The 18,046-nt window shown below is 41.4% G+C and carries 18 protein-coding genes; 7 read left to right on the plus strand and 11 right to left on the minus strand.

Annotated features, from left to right (window positions below; genetic code table 11):
• Window positions 1-304: 304 nt before the first annotated feature.
• Window positions 305-907, plus strand: a complete 603-nt coding sequence (locus NG743_RS10110) for a cell division protein SepF (protein ID WP_257121943.1) — start codon at window positions 305-307, stop codon at window positions 905-907.
• Between the two features lie 44 nt (window positions 908-951).
• On the opposite strand, the gene NG743_RS10115 is transcribed toward NG743_RS10110, so the two are convergent.
• Window positions 952-1,119, minus strand: coding sequence for a hypothetical protein (locus NG743_RS10115; protein WP_173401712.1), 168 nt, complete (start codon window positions 1,117-1,119; stop codon window positions 952-954).
• Between the two features lie 61 nt (window positions 1,120-1,180).
• On the opposite strand from NG743_RS10115, the gene NG743_RS10120 reads away from it, so the two are divergent.
• A complete protein-coding gene (locus NG743_RS10120; protein WP_027402697.1) occupies window positions 1,181-1,390 on the plus strand; it encodes a helix-turn-helix domain-containing protein in 210 nt (69 codons plus the stop codon).
• Between the two features lie 179 nt (window positions 1,391-1,569).
• The gene (gene proC, locus NG743_RS10125; protein WP_027402698.1) at window positions 1,570-2,385 is read left to right on the plus strand and encodes a pyrroline-5-carboxylate reductase; all 816 of its coding nucleotides are present in this window, start codon (window positions 1,570-1,572) and stop codon (window positions 2,383-2,385) included.
• A 161-nt stretch (window positions 2,386-2,546) separates the two neighbouring features.
• Here proC and NG743_RS10130 read toward each other — a convergent pair whose 3' ends face one another.
• Together NG743_RS10130 and hslO are read right to left on the minus strand one after the other, a co-directional pair.
• Window positions 2,547-4,622, minus strand: a complete 2,076-nt coding sequence (locus tag NG743_RS10130) for a hypothetical protein (protein WP_027402700.1) — start codon at window positions 4,620-4,622, stop codon at window positions 2,547-2,549.
• A gap of 141 nt (window positions 4,623-4,763) precedes the next feature.
• On the minus strand, window positions 4,764-5,669 hold the full coding sequence (gene hslO / locus NG743_RS10135; RefSeq protein WP_027402701.1) for an Hsp33 family molecular chaperone HslO: 906 nt from the start codon (window positions 5,667-5,669) through the stop codon (window positions 4,764-4,766).
• Between the two features lie 187 nt (window positions 5,670-5,856).
• Here hslO and NG743_RS26875 point away from each other — a divergent pair, with 187 nt between their 5' ends.
• The gene (locus tag NG743_RS26875) at window positions 5,857-5,967 is read left to right on the plus strand and encodes a hypothetical protein (protein WP_371316538.1); all 111 of its coding nucleotides are present in this window, start codon (window positions 5,857-5,859) and stop codon (window positions 5,965-5,967) included.
• A complete protein-coding gene (locus NG743_RS10140) occupies window positions 5,961-6,344 on the plus strand; it encodes a hypothetical protein (protein ID WP_027402702.1) in 384 nt (127 codons plus the stop codon). The genes NG743_RS26875 and NG743_RS10140 overlap by 7 nt, the downstream gene beginning before the upstream one ends.
• A 234-nt stretch (window positions 6,345-6,578) precedes the next feature.
• Here NG743_RS10140 and NG743_RS10145 read toward each other — a convergent pair whose 3' ends face one another.
• The gene (locus NG743_RS10145; protein WP_027402703.1) at window positions 6,579-7,436 is read right to left on the minus strand and encodes a CPBP family intramembrane glutamic endopeptidase; all 858 of its coding nucleotides are present in this window, start codon (window positions 7,434-7,436) and stop codon (window positions 6,579-6,581) included.
• Window positions 7,437-7,633: 197 nt separating this feature from the next.
• Complete coding sequence (locus tag NG743_RS10150; RefSeq protein WP_027402704.1) at window positions 7,634-8,056, minus strand: AbrB family transcriptional regulator; 423 nt, start codon at window positions 8,054-8,056, stop codon at window positions 7,634-7,636.
• Between the two features lie 1,282 nt (window positions 8,057-9,338).
• Between NG743_RS10150 and NG743_RS10155 the strand changes: the two genes are divergently transcribed.
• Window positions 9,339-10,334, plus strand: a complete 996-nt coding sequence (locus NG743_RS10155) for a succinate dehydrogenase/fumarate reductase iron-sulfur subunit (protein WP_027402705.1) — start codon at window positions 9,339-9,341, stop codon at window positions 10,332-10,334.
• A 107-nt stretch (window positions 10,335-10,441) separates the two neighbouring features.
• Here the strand turns inward: NG743_RS10155 and NG743_RS10160 are convergent, their stop codons facing one another.
• The 4 genes from NG743_RS10160 to leuC form a co-directional block, all read right to left on the minus strand.
• Complete coding sequence (locus NG743_RS10160) at window positions 10,442-10,966, minus strand: TolB family protein (RefSeq protein ID WP_027402706.1); 525 nt, start codon at window positions 10,964-10,966, stop codon at window positions 10,442-10,444.
• Window positions 10,967-11,190: 224 nt separating this feature from the next.
• On the minus strand, window positions 11,191-11,658 hold the full coding sequence (locus NG743_RS10165) for an EVE domain-containing protein (protein WP_228043778.1): 468 nt from the start codon (window positions 11,656-11,658) through the stop codon (window positions 11,191-11,193).
• Between the two features lie 176 nt (window positions 11,659-11,834).
• On the minus strand, window positions 11,835-12,443 hold the full coding sequence (gene leuD, locus NG743_RS10170; RefSeq protein ID WP_027402708.1) for a 3-isopropylmalate dehydratase small subunit: 609 nt from the start codon (window positions 12,441-12,443) through the stop codon (window positions 11,835-11,837).
• Window positions 12,444-12,535: 92 nt separating this feature from the next.
• Window positions 12,536-13,939 (minus strand): 3-isopropylmalate dehydratase large subunit, encoded by a 1,404-nt coding sequence (gene leuC / locus NG743_RS10175; RefSeq protein WP_027402709.1) that lies wholly within the window; start codon window positions 13,937-13,939, stop codon window positions 12,536-12,538.
• 184 nt (window positions 13,940-14,123) lie between these two features.
• Between leuC and petE the strand changes: the two genes are divergently transcribed.
• Entirely contained in the window at window positions 14,124-14,543 is a 420-nt protein-coding gene (gene petE / locus NG743_RS10180) for a plastocyanin (protein WP_027402710.1), read from the plus strand.
• Window positions 14,544-15,411: 868 nt separating this feature from the next.
• Here the strand turns inward: petE and NG743_RS10185 are convergent.
• Both NG743_RS10185 and NG743_RS10190 read right to left on the minus strand, forming a co-directional pair.
• On the minus strand, window positions 15,412-17,646 hold the full coding sequence (locus NG743_RS10185; RefSeq protein WP_257122141.1) for a glycoside hydrolase: 2,235 nt from the start codon (window positions 17,644-17,646) through the stop codon (window positions 15,412-15,414).
• A gap of 101 nt (window positions 17,647-17,747) precedes the next feature.
• A complete protein-coding gene (locus tag NG743_RS10190; RefSeq protein ID WP_027402712.1) occupies window positions 17,748-17,978 on the minus strand; it encodes a NifU family protein in 231 nt (76 codons plus the stop codon).
• Window positions 17,979-18,046: the final 68 nt, after the last annotated feature.

The raw sequence follows: 18,046 nt of genomic DNA on the forward strand, positions 1-18,046 counted from the left end.
GTATTGATAATTGTCAAAAAATATAATACTCTCATAAGTAATTCTTAATTGCAAAGGTGGTCATACCCCCCTTTATTTTTAATGATCGTTAGGCTACAATTTTAACTCAATGTTACAGATTCGTTAATGTGCAGGCGTTAACATCAATATCTGTTAATAATTGGGAATTTGTACTAAAGGGTAAAATCAGTAGTACGATTACTACGTCAAACATCTACTATAGTTACGACTACTGCCTAGAAGGAACTTCAATGTAACTTATAGCCAGGAAAATTAGGGGAATTTTAATCTGGGAGCATACAACATGAGCAATATATTTTCTAAACTCAGGGATTTTGTAGGGTTGAATGAGCAGGTAGAATACGAATACTACGAAGAAGAAGCTGATACAACCAATAATTATCAGAATATCTATCAACAGGAAAATCCCCAACCAGCCCCACAGGAAACTACTCCTCCAAATCGGCGTTGGCGAGAAAATCAACCTAACAATACAGAAGAAGTAGCTGCAACAGTATCTAAACCTATGAGTAACGTTATTGGTATGCCAGGCGCAATTAATGGAATCTCTGAAGTCCTAGTCCTCGAACCTCGCACGTTTGAAGAAATGCCCCAGGCGATTCAAGCCCTCCGGGAGCGCAAATCAGTAGTATTGAACTTGACCATTATGGACCCTGATCAAGCTCAACGCGCAGTTGACTTTGTTGCTGGTGGTACTTATGCGTTAGACGGACATCAAGAAAGAATTGGTGAAAGTATCTTCTTGTTTACCCCCAGTTGCGTGCAAGTTAGCACTCAAGGCGGTTTGATACATGAAGTACCTGTCAACCAAGCCCGTCCCGCCCGTCCCCCAGCTACAGCAGCAACTCCTACTTGGGGAAATGAACCCACTCGGATGGCACAGTAGGGGTAGAAACAGCTTGATAATTTCTACCCATAACTATCCATATATTACTGTTTGTCCAATTCTTCAATAAGTTGATCAACAAAATCCCTCAACCGTTGCTGCCAGTCAGGGACGGTTTTAATTTTTTCCCTGACTCCAGGTAAAACCTTAAATTGCAAGGGTGATTTATCGTAGGCTACTTGATTTTGTGGTTTAAATTTAATCCGAGGCATTGTTCAATCCTAATATATCTGATATACTAGATATTATAGCACAACATTGAAGGTCGAATCAATGCTTTTATCATTCAAAACTGCACTAATTCCAAATAACCGACAGATTACAGCTTTTGGCAAGGCTTCTGGAGTCGCTAGACACGCTTACAACTGGGTAAATACTCAAATCATAGATATTTTAGCTACTCGCAAAGAAGGCGAAAAACTTAAATTACAAAAGAAGGGAATAGGGAACAGGGAACCCAATTTTCGAGCTTATACACTTTAGGGCAAGTAGTGAGACAGAATTAATTACACAATGTCATTGCGTAAGCGTTGCGTTAGCCATATGGAACGAAGTGAAATGAAGCAATTCCCAGGATTGTGATTGCTTCCCTTCCCTCGCAATGACTGTAAATATTTTTGTCCAATTACTTAGAGTCAATCCAAAATCCAAAATCCAAAATCATGAATATAAAATTTGGCTTAATTGGCGGTGGGGTAATGGGAGAAGCTCTATTATCCCGCCTTATTACAAGTAGCATTTATCAAGGCGCAGAAATCATTGTCAGTGAACCCCAAGGTGAACGCCGCAGCTATTTAGAACAGAAATATGGGGTAGTTGTGACAACGGATAATAGTCTAGTGTTAGGGGCAGCGAAAACAGCGGTGATGTTGGCAATCAAACCCCAGATATTTACGGCTGTAGCTCAAGAATTAGCAGATATCCTACCAACAGAACATTCACCCCTGATCATTTCCATACTAGCGGGGGTAACTTTAAAACAATTAGAAGCAGCTTTTCCTCAAGTTCCCATAATTCGCGCTATGCCGAATACTCCCGCCACAGTGGGTGCAGGAATAACAGCAATTTCTTTAGGGGCTTATACTCATCCTCATCACCAACAAACAGCACAGCAGATTTTTACCGCTGTGGGGGAAGTAGTGGAAGTACCGGAAAGCCTGATGGATGCGGTGACAGGATTATCCGGTAGTGGCCCGGCTTATGTGGCATTGATGATTGAAGCCTTAGCTGATGGGGGTGTGGCTGTGGGTTTACCAAGGGCGATCGCTAAACAACTAGCTGTACAAACAGTTTTAGGAACAGCAAAACTGGTACAAGAAACCAAAATTCACCCCGCCGAACTCAAAGATCAAGTTACCAGTCCCGGTGGTACAACTATTGCCGGTGTCAGCGCCTTAGAAAAAGCTGGTTTTCGTTCCGCTGTCATCGAAGCTGTTAAAGCCTCGAAGGAACGCGCTCAGGAATTGGGGAAGGGATGACAGATTAAGGGTATGAATTTTAGTCTCACGCAAAGGCGCAAAGACGCAAAGGTAAGAGTTTTAATTACTTATCACTTTTGCTATACAGAGACTATTCTTGCCCCTCTTAACCCCTGGATGGGCGCAGTCCCTGCGCCCCTACCTCCTGCTATCAGCAAACCCTAATTAGGCATTGTTAAAGGCTGAGTTTTTTGAATTGCTGGCGTTTCCTCCGGTGTAGATTCTACAGAAGGACTGGGTGCTGATTTGGGAATCATAAATTGCCGCCAAGTTCTAATTTGTTCTTGAGCATCAGTATAAGCACTACTACCACTAGGAATTAAATTAGCTGTATCAATGGCTTTGGCAACATCAATCTCACTTTGAGAACGTGCTATTTGCAACAATTGTTGACTCCATTGGTCAATGGCAATATTCACATCTAAACGCAAAGTGTTACGACTAGATACCCGATTTGCTAACTGAATAGCTTGCATTAAAGCTTCTGGTGTGCCAGTAACTGCAACTTGCTTGGCTTTTTGCCAACTTTCTTTGGCGCGAATTTGGTCTTGCCAAGTATCTATGGAGGATTGAGCTTCACTAGATAAAGCGCGTCCTGAAGAGGCGATTTTTTGAGCTTCACTAATAGCCGTTGTCAAATTACCACTGTCGGCTAATGCCCTGGCTTGATCTAAGTACGGTTGATCTTGAATGCGCTCAATTTTGGCTGTCCATAGCCTAATCTTTTTTTTGGCTTCTGGATATAATGCTCGTCCAGAGCGAATTTGATTAAGTTCAGCGATCGCTGTTTGTAATGAGATAACATCCTCGTTAATAGCTATTTGTTCCGCCCGATCTAAATATGGTCTATCTTCAATAGACTCCACCTGGCCACGCCAACGACCAATTTCTTGACGGGCTTCTGTAGCCCGGGGATTATTCCCAGGAATTAATTGTACTTCCGAAATCGCTGCTGTTAAATCATTAACAGTGCCTTGACTAGCGAGATTCCGAGCTTTTTCTAACCGAGAAACATCTTGAATTTCTAATTGCCAACGGGCAATTAATTGTTGAGCTTCATTATAAATATCCCTAGAAGCATCTATTTGTTGAGCTTGAGAAATAGCCGTTTCTAACCCTGCTGTAGTCCCAATAAAAGCACTTCTTTGGGCTTCACCCAAAACCATAAAATCATCAACTTCAGCTTGCAATTCAGGAATAGGGGGAATTTGTCGGGCAATTTCCAAGGCTTGATCAGCATTTCGCTCCTTCATTTTAGCCTGTGCTAATTTGAGCATTTTTCTAGCAAATCCAGATATTAACTCTTGGGCTTTTTGATACAGATAACTATCTGGTTTAATCGTTTCAGCCAGTTTAATAGCTTTAAGTAAACTATCTAAATTGCGATTATTTGCTAAATTTTCTGCTTTGTAAAGTTTATCCCCATCTTCTCGCGCCGTAACAATAATGTTATTTAATTGATCATATTTAGTGCTTGCCCAATATTTATTATTAACCCGTAGCAATCTAGCCGTGAGCATAAAAGCTGATTGCCAATGTCGTTGGCGCAATTCTTTTTCCGCTTCTTGGTAAATTCCTTCCGCCTTTGACCAAATCGTTTGCCACTTTTGAATTTGCTCTTCTACTAGTTCACTAACCTTCACGTCAGTAGGAATTTTTCGGGCTGTAGCGATCGCTTCCTCCAAATTCCCCGCTTGGAAACTCTCATCTGCCAACCTGAGAACATCCCGTGACCATTCCTCTAAAAGACGATTAATTTCGCCCCGCAAAGGATGATTTTCTGGTAATTGTTTAACCAGAGTAATTGCTTGGAGCAAATCATTAATAGTTTGCTTAGAAGCCGCCAACTGAGCGCAGTGTAGCCTTACTGACGCACTAGCCAAAGGCCAAAAAATTTGTGGACAATTAGGAGCAGTAGGTAACTTAAACAGCATGGATAAAGCTAGAAAACCCATACTTCCAGGAATTAAAGTTAATACTGCTGCCCAAACTACCCAATTTTTAGTCCAGCGCGGCATTTTCTCAATTAAAATATTGAGATTAAAAGTAGGTTCTGAATTATCATTTATAGCCAAAACATCGCCATCTTGCTTTTTTCTTTGCTTCATAGACTGAGAATGAGAACCAATAGCAGCGGTATCAGCAGTTTGATTATTTTGTATGTAGTTAGGCTGAACCCCAATTGGTTCTCCTGCTTGGTCTGAAGACCAATTATCTGGAATATCCCGCTCTGTCATTGCTCACACCACACTAATTGAATAGCGATATGAAAGTAGATAGATCAATATAGATAATTTTATGTTTGCTATCCTCACTTTCCTATCTAAAAAACCCATCCCTAACATTACTGTTTATTGGGTTGAGTATGACTGTTGACATTAATCAGAAATTAAAGATTCTCTTTGTAGATCTCCAATTAACTGAGTTAAATCATCACTACTTGCTTGATAGATATTACCGCAAAAGTCACAAGTAGCTTCTGCACCATCATCTTTTACAATCATGTCCTGTAGTTCCGCCTCTCCCAATATTTTCAGCGCTCCTAGCGCCCGATTAAAAGAGCAGCCACAATGAAAGCGTAACATCTGACTTTCAGGAAATATGTTCAATCCCATATCTCCTAACAAATCGTTAAAAATTTCCGTCAGTGTTTTACCTGCTTGCAGTAATGGCGTAAACCCAGATAAAGCCTCAATCCGCGATTCTAATGTAGCCACTAGCTCCTCATCCCTAGCAGCTTTGGGTAACACCTGGATCAAAATTCCTCCCGCTGCCGTTACGCCCTGTTCTCCCACAAATACACCCAAAACTAAAGCCGAAGGAGTTTGTTCAGAACTTGCCAAGTAGTGAGCAACATCATCACCTATTTCCCCCGAAACCAGTTCTACTGTACTAGAGTAAGGATAACCATGACCGAGATCGCGGACTACATATAGAAAGCCTGCACCTACTGCCCCACCCACATCTAGTTTACCCTTATGATTAGGTGGCAATTCCACAGACGGATTCCCGACATAACCCCTAACTGTACCATCTAATCCTGCATCTGCCAATACACCACCTAAAGGACCATCGCCCTTAACGCGAACATTCACCCTAGAACCTGACCGTTTCATACTGGCAGCCATCAACAAACCAGCAGCCATAGTTCTTCCCAATGCTGCTGTTGCCACATAAGATAGTTTATGGCGTTGTCGAGCTTCTTCTGTTAACCGGGTACTAATCACACCTATAGCTTTAATCCCACCATCCGCCGCAGTCGCACGAATTAATTGATCTGCCATGAAAAACCTGACAATTCTTTACAAGATGACTCTCTTATTTTAAGTGGTTTCGAGTCGGGAGGTAAGAGGAGGGGGGGAGGGGGGAGGGGGGGAGGGGGGGCAGGGGGCAGGGGGAGTGGGGGAAGTGGGGGGAGTGGGGGGAGTGGGGGAAGTGGGGGCAGGGGAGAAAATTTTTTCTAACTGACCAATTACCAATTACCAATTACCAATTACCAATTACCAATTACCAATTACCAATTACCAATTACCAATTACCAATTACCAATTACCAATTACCAATTACCAATCACCATGCTAGGTACATTTCAACAAAGCCAAATTCGTATCGAAGTTACAGCATCAGCCGATGCCATTCATGACAGTATTTTGCATCCTGCCAAACTAAAAAAATGGCTATTGGGGCAAAGTTTTCCCCCGGAAATGCCCACAGAATTACCCCCAGGATTTGAGTTCACCACATGGACAGGACCAGTCTCCATTCATCACCAAGTAGACGTAGTAAAACCCAATTGTTTACGCTTACTACTCAGTGGAGGCATTGACGGCTTTCACGAATGGTACTGGGGCGAAGGCTGGGTACAATCCCGCATAGAAGGCATATCCATGTTACCCCTAAACTTAGGACAAACCCTGAGTTTAGTTAGCTTACGTCAATTCTTAACCACAACCAAGTAACTTCTCTTCTCTGCGCCTCTGCGCCTCTGCGCCTCTGCGTGAGAAAAATATCATCTAGTAATTACGATATCCATAAAAGCACTCCTCCCGTCGCCAAAACGCAGATAATTCCTGTCAACCCCGCGAGGGGTTTTTTATTAATCCCCCCGTATCTATAGTAGCGATCGCCCCAACCAAGTAACTTCTCCCCTCTGCGTCTCTGCGCCTCTGCGTGAGAAAAATATCATTTAGTAATTACGATATCCATAAAAGCACTCCTCCCGTCGCCAAAACGCAGATAATTCCTGTCAACCCCGCGAGGGGTTTTTTATTGATCCCTGTCACCCATGTAGGAACTTGATCTGTGTAGGTAATTAATCCCGCTGTATCTATAGTAGCGATCGCCCATACCCAACCGGCATGAAGTCCCCAAGCAATCCCTAAACTATTGCCATCAGCTAATCTAGCTAATACTAAAACCATACCCATTAGCCATAATCCAGGCAGTTGAGGAAGAGTTTCTTTTTGTTCCCATACCAAATGTAAGACAGCAAAAACCAAGCTAGAAATAATTGCAGCTAACCAAATTGGATAATTTTGTTGTAACTGAGTGAATAAAAAGCCCCGAAATACAAGTTCCTCTATTCCCCCCACAAACAAAGCCACTAGGGAAATCGTTAATAAACTAGATGGGATTAACTTGATCTGAGATTTTTCTAAATAGCACCAACCGGCGAGAATTTGCCCAAAAAACACTATAGCTAGACCCAAAACACCCAAGCTAAAACCCAGTAATAGAGAACCAAAAATAGAAACCTTCCCCACTAATCCATAATCAGGGAAAGAAGCCAATTGCAACCCTTGAAATCCCCAGAGAATTAGAGGAACTAATAAATAAAGAGATACTAATAAAGGAATTTTTTGCTCTGGTTGTAAAGATTTGTGTATTTGCCAATTCAAAGTAATGGCTAAAACTGCTACCAATGGCAACCAGCAACCTATCCAAACAATAAAAAAAGCCATGACCAAAAATACTGGCGTATCTTTGAGAAACTCCAGTAAAGTATGGACTGATGAGTCTAAAAATGACAGTGGAATAGACATAAAAAACATGACTAACTTCCTGCAACAACAGATTTCTTGACGAATAATCAAGACTCTACTAGAATTTGTGACTCATGGAAGAGGTCAAAACGTTTTTTATGTTTTATCCCACTGCAATTATTTAACCACAGCTACTAATTAGCGGTAGCTCTAGGGATAAATTCATGAGAATTTACCTTAAACTTATCCCTGATAGGTGAAAAAATTTATTCTTCTGCATCTGATTCATCAGCATCATCAGACTGGATTAATTGTTTATCACTTTCACCAAGCTGAATCAAGTGAATATGTTTGTAACCGAGTCTAATTTCAAATTCGTCACCGGGCTTTAGGTTCATTGCTTTGGTGTAGGTTGCACCAATCACAATTTGACCATTTTGATGAACACTGACCCGGTATGTCGGTTCGCGTCCACGTCCATCTTTTGGTGCTTCTGGGCTGAGGGGAATGCCTCTAGCTGACAATAAAGCATCATAAAAGTCTGTTAAGTTAACTCGAACTTGACTATTTTTAGTAACGGTGTAATAACCACATTGCTTTGCTCTTTCTCGACGTGGCAAGGTGGAAAGTTCTTTAACTTTCGCCAGCAATGTTTTTCCGGTTAATGGGGCAGTTGCAGTTTCGGTCATTATGCTCTAATTTTCCTTAATCTCTTCAAATTGATAGCGTAGCATGGACTTAGCCATTTCAGAATTTTCTTGTGTGTCTAGTATTGAGCAATCAGCGCAACTGGACTTCATAGGTCAACAAAACACGAGGGTGATGGGTGAATTCCTGCTGATATGTCAGCAACAGAAGACTCTATTACAGTTGTCCATAATAGGTTTATAAGTCATAGTTGCCACAGACATTTATTTCAGTAATTTTACGGCTTTTTTAACCATCATTGGCCATCGGAAATTAAATTATTTTCTCTTTGGTCACTGTTGTAAGGGTGTAACTTCAAGCCACCTTTACAAGTCAGGTTAGTTCTACTCCAAAAAAGATAAAGCAGTCCGGTCTTGGGGTTTCCCCAAATGGAGGAACTGCCGCGTAGAGCCAATAAATTACAGGTTTTTCACATTCAGCGCTGCTTTTCTCTTGCCTTTGAGTTATAGGAATAAAGACAGCATAGGATTTATGTGTGGTCTGATGGACATACACCCTTTTATTTTGCCAGTAGAGACATAAATTTTCTAGTCTCTACATTACGAAGAAACAAAAGAAGTGTTAGCCGTGCTTATGCGGCTATTGTGATTTTGTTAGTTCGTAATTTTCTATTAAATACTAGCATGAAATAATAATAGCAAAATATTTTTTGAATTTAAAATTCATATTACAACTAAATTTTGATCTAGATCCCTGGAGTTGAGCCGCTAAAATCCAGGCGAGATTTTCCTCAAGCTTAATACTGTCGGGAGGATGATGCCAGGACTTTTATAAAAGTTAATCTAATTTAGACGTGCTTTCTATGAGTGAGTCAGTTAAATTCTAGAGTTTCTATGGCTTCACTCCAGGAGCTATCTGGGACTATAAACAAAAGGCGGGGTGAAAAATCCCTGCTGTTAATCATTATCAGATTCAAAGCTGTGATAGCGAAGCGCTTCGCAGGAATCAGATTATCTACGTCTGTCTATGGGAAGAATAAATTTACCATATCTCCGGGATATTTGATAGCCACTCTTTTGAGATTTTCCCTGGCTTTAACATTTATATATATTTAAGGATGTAGAATTTTTATAGCTAGGGCTTGACGAAAGAAGTATTAAGTGTAAAGGATCAAGGGTGAGGGCTGCCGTCAACTCAAGCGGAAGAGAAAATCTATTTTTATACTTTACGCCTCATACTTCATCCTTCCCTAGTTTCATGATTTTTGAGGTAGGTAAGGTAAGACAGAAGATTTGCACCCAAGATTTGGATTGATTGATCATCATGGAAGTTATTTTTAAGATTACTCGACAAGAAGAAAATTCTCACCCTGTTTTCAAGTCTTACGTTTTGGAGGTAGAACCAGGTAATACTATCCTGGATTGTCTCAATCAGATTAAGTGGGAACAAGATGGAACTTTAGCATTTCGCAAAAATTGCCGCAATACAATTTGTGGTAGTTGTGCTGTGCGGATTAATGGGCGTTCTGCTTTGGCTTGTAAGGAGAATGTGGGCAGTGAACTGGCTAGACTGGAGAAAATATCATCATCTGCAAATCAGCCTCAAACTACTCCAGAAATTACAGTTGCACCTTTGGGGAATATGCCTGTAATTAAAGATTTGGTTGTGGATATGAATGGTTTTTGGCACAATTTGGAGACGGTTGCTCCCTATGTGAGTACCGCTGCTAGACAAGTTCCTGAAAGAGAGTTCTTGCAAACGCCTCAAGAGCGATCGCTTCTTGATCAAACGGGCAATTGTATTATGTGTGGAGCTTGTTATTCTGAATGTAATGCTCTGGAAGTTAATCCTGATTTTGTTGGTCCCCATGCTTTGGCTAAGGCATATCGCATGGTGGCAGATTCCCGCGATAGTAATACAGAACAAAGATTAGAAACCTATAGCACAGGAACTCAAGGGGTTTGGGGTTGTACTCGTTGTCTTTATTGTGATTCGGTTTGTCCGATGGAAGTTGCCCCATTAGAACAAATTACGAAAATTAAACAGGAAATTCTGAAGCGTAAACAAGCTGATGACAGTCGGGCAATTCGTCATCGTAAGGTTTTAGTGGATTTAGTTAAACAAGGTGGTTGGATTGATGAACGCCAATTTGGGGTTCAAGTGGTTGGTAATTATTTCCGCGATTTGCAAGGTTTACTCAGTCTTGCACCTTTGGGCTTGAGAATGTTAGTTAAGGGTAAATTTCCTCTTTCTTTTGAACCGTCCCCAGGAACTCAGGAAGTGCGATCGCTCATCGAATCTGTACAAAATAGTGATTAGTCAGTTGCAAAAGAATGTTTCCCTTTCTTGCGCTACTTATTTCTTAATTCTTCTTTCTGACTCCTGACTTCTGAATGGGCGCAGGCCCTGCGCCCCTACATCCTTGATTAACTTGGCTCTTGGGGAATGTTCAATTTTCGCCCAAATCGGTCGTAAACCAAAATATCCCATTGTCCATTATTACTATACTCAAAGGCGATTCTACTACCATCAGCACTAATTGTTGGATTGCGGACTTCTCCTTGCACATCACCTGCTAAATTCCGTAATTGACGCACATCTCGATCATAAAAAACAATTTGTGTTCGTCCTTGACGACTAGCAGTAAAGACAATAAATTTGCCATTGTCAGAAGCCGCAGGATGGGAAGCAATTGTATCAAAGGAATTTAAGCCGGGTATGTCTACTAAATTACGAGTCAATGTATCAAACATATATACATCTTGACTGCCTCGGCGATCGCTTGTGAATACAATATATCTTCCAGAAATTTGCGGATTTAATTCGGACGAGAAGCTATTTAAACTCCTTCCCCCGGAATCAAATGGGTAACTGAGTAAACGCGGGTAGCCAAAACACCCAGTTAACAGAGTTGAGCATAAAACTAAAATTATTGATAATTTATAATTCATAGGATGTGAAATAAAAAAATTCCCCCTCTGAAAATGCGTAAGCGTTGCGTGGCGTTAGCCATAGGGAACGAAGTGAAATGAAGCGATTTCCAGGGTTGTGATTGCTTCCCTTCCCTCGCAATGACTGTAAATATTTTTGTCCAATTACTTAACCTTGCACTTTTTTGTTCTCAAAATCAGTGAGACCCTTACTGAGAGGCGGTTCTAGCTTTACTCAGCAAGCCCTACTTATCTTTGCCCATTTCTAAAATTCTACTGGCGACTGGTTCTATTACCGGAGTTACTGATAGACGATTGCCTTTTTTCACTACTAATAATTCATCATCATTAAACTCAACTTTGAGTGTTGATAGTGAAAGAGGATGATTAAAAATTTCGACAAATTCCACTTTTACAGTTTGCCAACGGGGGGATTCAAGAGTTGATTTGGCATCATAATATTTACTATTTATATCAAATTGTGTTGGGTCTGCAATACCTGTTTCAACTATCCGCATTAAACCAAAGATACCGGGTGGTTCAGTGTTGGAGTGATAGAAAAATGCTAAATCTCCTATTTGCATTTGCTTCAAGAAATTCCGGGCTTGATAATTACGTATACCGTCCCAAATCGTCTCACCTTGCTGTTGTAAGTTTGTAATACTATAAACTGCTGGTTCTGACTTCATTAACCAATAATTAATTGTATTCATTTAAGTAGGTTGGCGTTGAAAATTGTCGTTATGGCAAGGCAAAAGGCACTCATGCAAAAGTGAAGAGGGTTTGGGCGATTTTACGTTTCTTTACACAGGTTGGTTTTATTGTGTTCTCCTACTTAATAATTAATTCCATAATTGTAGAGACGTTACAGAGAACGCCTCTATATATACTAACTTGCTGCTAAATTACCCCAAGCAATATAAGGTAGTTTTGCTGCTGTTGCTTTTACCTGTTGGGCATTTGCTACTAACTGTCCGCAAGCGTCCCAAGTTCCGCTAATAAAAGTGCTTCTTGTGCCTTCACTAATCATAACTGAGGCAGTAAAATCACCAAGTTGCACTTGCAATTTTTCCAAATCTATGGTTTTAACTGCTTGAGGATTGGTAGTAACTAATTCTTGTAGATGTTTGACTACTTTCTCATCAGCAGTTACGCATGGTATCCCCATTGCTACGCAGTTACCAAAGAAGATTTCCGCAAAGCTTTCACCAATTAGGGCTTTAATTCCCCATTTTGCTAGGGCTTGGGGTGCGTGTTCTCGTGATGAACCACAGCCAAAGTTGCGGTTAACTATGAGAATTTTTGCGCCTTGATATTGGATTTGATCAAAGGGGTGTTCACCATTTAAGGCTTTTCTGTCGTCAACAAATACGCCTTCTCCTAAGTCGTCAAAGGTGATGGCTTTTAAGTAGCGGGCGGGGATAATTCGGTCGGTGTCTATGTCGTTACCAATGAGGGGAACGGCGTTACCGGATATTTGTTTTACTTCACTGACCATTGGTAATTGGTAATTGGTAATTGGTAATTGGTAATTGGTAATTGGTAATTGAAAAAACTCTTTTCTGTCACCTGTCACCTGTTCACTGTCACCTACAGTAGTTCACGCACATCGGCGATTTCACCTTTGATGGCGGCTGTGGCTACCATTGCGGGACTCATTAATAAGGTGCGACCGGAGGATGATCCTTGTCTGCCTTTGAAGTTGCGGTTGGAGGAGGAGGCGCTGATTTGTCTGCCTTGGAGTTTGTCGGGGTTCATGGCTAAACACATGGAACATCCTGGTTCTCTCCATTCAAAACCGGCTGCTTGGAAGATTTTATCTAGTCCTTCGGCTTCGGCTTCTTTTTTGACTCTTTCTGAACCAGGAACTACGAAGGCTTTTATACCTTTTGCAACTTGGCGACCTTGGGCAATTTTGGCGGCTTCTCTCAGGTCGCTGATGCGTCCGTTGGTGCAGCTACCAATGAAGCAGACATCTATTTTTGTGCCTTGGATGGGTTGACCGGGATATAAGTCCATGTAGCGGTATGCTTCTTCGGCGATGAAGCGGTCTTCTTCTAGGAGTTCTGCGGCTGTGGGGACTTTTTCATCTACGCCAATTCCCTGACCGGGTGTAATTCCCCATGTGACTGTGGGGGGAATATCTTCGGCATTAAATACTACGATATCATCGTATTCTGCATCAGCATGACTACTGAGGGATTCCCACCAAGCAATAGCTTTTTCCCAGTCTGCACCTTGGGGAGCAAAATCTCTATTTTGTAGATAATCGTAGGTGATTTGATCGGGGTTGACGTATCCGCATCGCGCCCCACCTTCTATGGCCATGTTACAAACGGTCATTCGTTCTTCCATGTTCATTTGGGCAAAGGTTGTACCAGCAAATTCGTAAGCATAGCCTACTCCACCTTTAACGCCTAGAGTACGGATAATATGTAATATTACGTCTTTGGCGTAAACTCCGGGTTTTAATGTGCCGTTAACTTCGATTTTGCGAACTTTGAGTTTTGATAATGATAGGGTTTGGGAGGCGAGAACGTCTCTAACTTGGCTTGTACCGATACCAAAGGCGATCGCTCCAAATGCACCATGACTTGATGTGTGGCTATCTCCACAAGCGATGGTCATTCCTGGTTGTGTTAGTCCCAATTCAGGGGCAATGACGTGAACTATTCCTTGATTTCCTGAACCAATATTGTAAAAAGTTATGTCATTTTCTTGACAACTCTTTTCTAATGCCTGAATCATTTCTTCAGCCATGCTATCCAGAAAGGGACGAGCTTGGTTTTCTGTGGGAACGATATGATCAACTGTGGCTATTGTCCGTTGTGGAAATAATACTGTTAAATCCCGCTCCTTGAGCATTGCAAAGGCTTGGGGACTGGTAACTTCATGAATAAGATGTAGTCCAATAAATAGTTGTGTTAATCCTGATGGTAATGTACCAACGGTGTGTAAGTCCCAAACTTTGTCAAATAGTGTACCCTTGCTCATACATTAATCTACGTTAAAGGAGTCGGACTTTTGATTGTATCAGAAATTTGGTGGCAATGGAATTTCAGAAATCTAGCTGCTGATAGTGGTTAACAAAAAAAATATATGACGGGTTGTCATATTTGGCATTGATTGTATTTAAAATGAAATGAGAACAATAAACATACTTCCACAGGACAGAACCATGAAATCTATCGCAGCAACTTTGCGACGCTTGAGCCTAGCTGTATTAACAGTTATTGTAATTTTTGGTAGCTTTGCGGTATTCACTCCTACTGCATCTGCGGAAACATATACAGTTAAACTGGGCAGTGATAAAGGTATGTTAGCCTTTGAACCCAAGAAATTGACTGTTAAAGCTGGTGACACAATTGTTTGGAAGAACAACAAAGTTCCCCCCCACAACGTTGTCTTTGATCCTAAGAAGAATCCTACCGCAGATGCTGCTTTAGCAAAATCTTTGTCCCACAAGAAGTTATTAATGAGTCCTGGACAAACTGAAACCACAGTTATTCCTGTTGATGCTGCTCCTGGTACATACACATTCTACTGTGAACCTCACCGTGGTGCTGGCATGGTTGGTCAAGTCATTGTTGAAGGTTAATATATAGCCATGAACCATCCTTGTTAATATACAGGGATGGTACATTAGCTATCAGTAAATCAAAAAGCTTACTTATATATACTAAACACGGGTAATATTTAAACTTTTACCAAATGACAAAGAACCCAGATGTGTAGTAGGGGTAAAGCAAAAGCTGATATGTGTCAACTTAAGCTCAAATCCCTACCACATCTCGTTCCTAGTCTCTGACTAGAAATGCAATTGATGAGGCTCTGCCTCTAAATATCATTGAAGGCAGAGCCTTCTAGAATTCATTCCCAGTCAGAGACTGGGAACGAGACGACTTGAGGTTGACTTTTGACTTCCGCCTTGCGGTACTAGCCTTCATCCCTTGTCTAAAGCCCAAATGTGGCTTCCTGAGTCAGCCACATTTTCAAGGGTTTTCGGCGTTCTTTCTTATAAAAATCGGGAGAATTATCACTAAGGGACTTCCAAGAAATAAATTATCCCAATAAATAAATGAACAAACGAACCACAGAGGCACAGAGTACACAGAGAGAGAAGAAATAGGGAGGGTTTTTGCGTTAGTTTTGGGACATTTTTTTATTTGGAAGTTTCTAAGGGACTTCCAAGAAATAAATTATCCTGATTAACGAACCACGGAGGCGCAGAGGACACAGAGGAATAAGGGTTTGAGAGATTTTTGCGTTAGGTGGTTTATCGGTTGTCAAGAGATTGCTTCCTTTCACTCGCAATGACAACTCATTCAGCACAGGTTTATTAGAGACTTCCAATCAAAAAAATATCCCAAAATTTCTTGTGGTACGGGACGAATTGCCCGCTAATCATCAAGGACGGGCAAGGATGCCCATCCCACAAAATTGGATCATTTTTTTTGTGGAGTTCTCTAAGGAACATCAATCGGAATCAGACCATTTTCTGGAACATAACCAGAAAAACAACCATCATCAGAAGACACCAAAATCAACCGCAGAGGATAATCTGGAGGGACTCGCAAATCAGCCCAAGGTACTGCTATTTCTAAACAAGAATCTAAGGCAACTTGGGCGCGAGAGGCACGGGGATACCATAGATAATTATCTCCTGCGGCTCGAAACTGCACCGATTGACTGAGTAAATTAACTTCCAAATGATGGTGAAATAGATAATTCAAAGGTGCGCTGTCTGGTACTTCCGCTAGAGGTATGGAACTATTCACCATTGTTCTATCTGGATAATACCAGAATAGGTGCAAATCTGGAGGTATATCTTTGCCAGGAACAGCACCTGTTTTAAAATCTACTCGCACATAAAAATTCAAATGGTCTACCCCATACCATAAACGTTGGATAGTGCTGCTGTTGTGCATTGTTCCTCTGGCACCACCAACTTCGATGCGCCCAGATTTGTCCCAATCTTGTTCATCACCTTTACCATCTATGACGGGATGAATAAAGCCTTGTGGTTTATGGTCAGAACGGGCTTGATGGATTTCTAGGGGGGTGTGCAGATATGGAGGTATGGGTTCATTTAAGGCTTTGTAAATGCCATAGAGATGTTCCCGAAATAATTGGTCAAAAATGGCATCTTGATTAGAAGAATGTCCCTCTCCAAACCACCAAAACCAGTCTGAACCTTCAGCCGCATATAGGGCTTCCCAGGCTGCTGGGTTGCTTTGTTCTGTGGCTTCGGGATGATTTGCTAAGACTTGTCTAGCTGCGGTGAGATAGTCCCAGGCGCGGTTTTTGACGGGATCTCCTATCCATGTGGTAAAATTGCCGTCTACCCAAGAACCGCTATGGAGTTGTGCAGCAGGAATAGTGGCGGTAGGTGGGTGTTTTTCAATGAATTCGGAAACGGTGACAAGTTTGATATGGGGTTCATTGCTCAAACTTTCATACAATGTTTCTAAGAAGTCTTTCCCGTCGTGGGGATAAAATTCCCAACAATTTTCCCCGTCTAGGGCAATTGTCACTAACCAAGGTTGATCATCGTTACTTTCTTTTTGTTGTTTAGCGATCGCTTGCAAATGTCCAACTAAATCCGCTGCTGCTTTCTTTGCCGGCATAGATCCATAGGTAAAACCAATTAAATCCGATAATCTATGATCCCGAAAAACTATAGATACATCACCAGCGGCAGTTTGCAGACGATAGGGACGATAGAGCAATTCTGGTTCTTGGACATTTCCCGCAGCGTCACGATGAAAGAAGTGTTTTAATGACCAGCCTAAAACCGCTTCATCTGAGCAAATCCATTTAAACCCTTGTTTAATAATATACGGTAAAATTTCTGGACTAACGGACTGTTCAGAAGGCCATAAACCTCTAGGATCTTGCCCAAACCTATCTATATACAAATCCCAGGATTTTTGTAAATGCCGGGGGATATCTTCCACCCACTGAAACCGCTGATTGGGTAATGTCATCTGCGGCACAGCCACCCGTCCTGAATTAGTATCAGCTAATAAGGGTAAAATCGGGTGAGTATAGGGAGTAGTGGTAACTTCCAGTTGTCCACTTGACTGCATTTTCCGATGTTGGGGAATAATCTGACTGAGAATTTGCCGCTGTTTGGAATAAATGCGTTGGCGATCGCCTAAACTAAAATTACGTCCTTGTTCTAACCAAGCTGCAATTTCCGGGTCGTGCCAAAACAAAGGATCAATCCAAGCTAAATTATGCCAAGCTAGTAAATCCCCATAATCTGACAACTGCCAATTTGCTAAACACCAATTTTGTCCCTGTTCCTGTCTTTGATAATACAACTGGGCATAACGAGGATGAGGATCAATCAAAGTATGATGGTTAGCATCAAAGAAATGTTGAACAATAAACTCTTTTTGTTCACGAGTCAACTTTTCTACAGGAGTCAAACTAGCAGTTAAATAAGGGTCAAAAGCCGTACCTGCAACATAATCTTCTATTTGCAATATTAACGAGGGAACTAAATTCACCGTTTGGTGCAGTTTAGGATACTTCTCTAACAATAATACTAAATCCAAATAATCCTTAGTCCCATGTAAACGTACCCAAGGCAAGCGGTACTGCTGGCTAGTCACTAGAGAACTACCATTTTCAGGAGACTTGTACAACGGTTGATGTTGATGCCAGATAAACGCAACGTGCAAAGGATGAGACATATAATATATAAGAGAGTAGGTGATGGAAAATAGGGAACGGGGAACAGGTGACAAGTATATCTTACCAATTACCTCTTCCCCCATTCCCCATTACGAGTGATTTACATGATTTGTTCTATCTCGGAGATTTCGGGAATCATTTCCTTGAGACGGCGTTCAATACCCATTCTCAGAGTCATAGTAGAACTAGGACAAGAACCACAAGCACCTTGTAACCGGAGTTTAACAATTGGTCCATCCAATTCTACAACTTCCACGTTACCACCATCAGAGATCAGATAAGGGCGCATCTCGTCTAATACGGTTTCTACATTTTCTAGCGTTAGTTCCATGCTTTCAGACCTGCTCAGTAAATAAATTGGTAATTATCCAAGTTGCTAATGATCTAGTTTAGGCTGGG

It is taken from the genome of Dolichospermum heterosporum TAC447, assembly GCF_024584745.1.
Taxonomy (GTDB): Bacteria; Cyanobacteriota; Cyanobacteriia; order Cyanobacteriales; family Nostocaceae; genus Dolichospermum; species Dolichospermum heterosporum.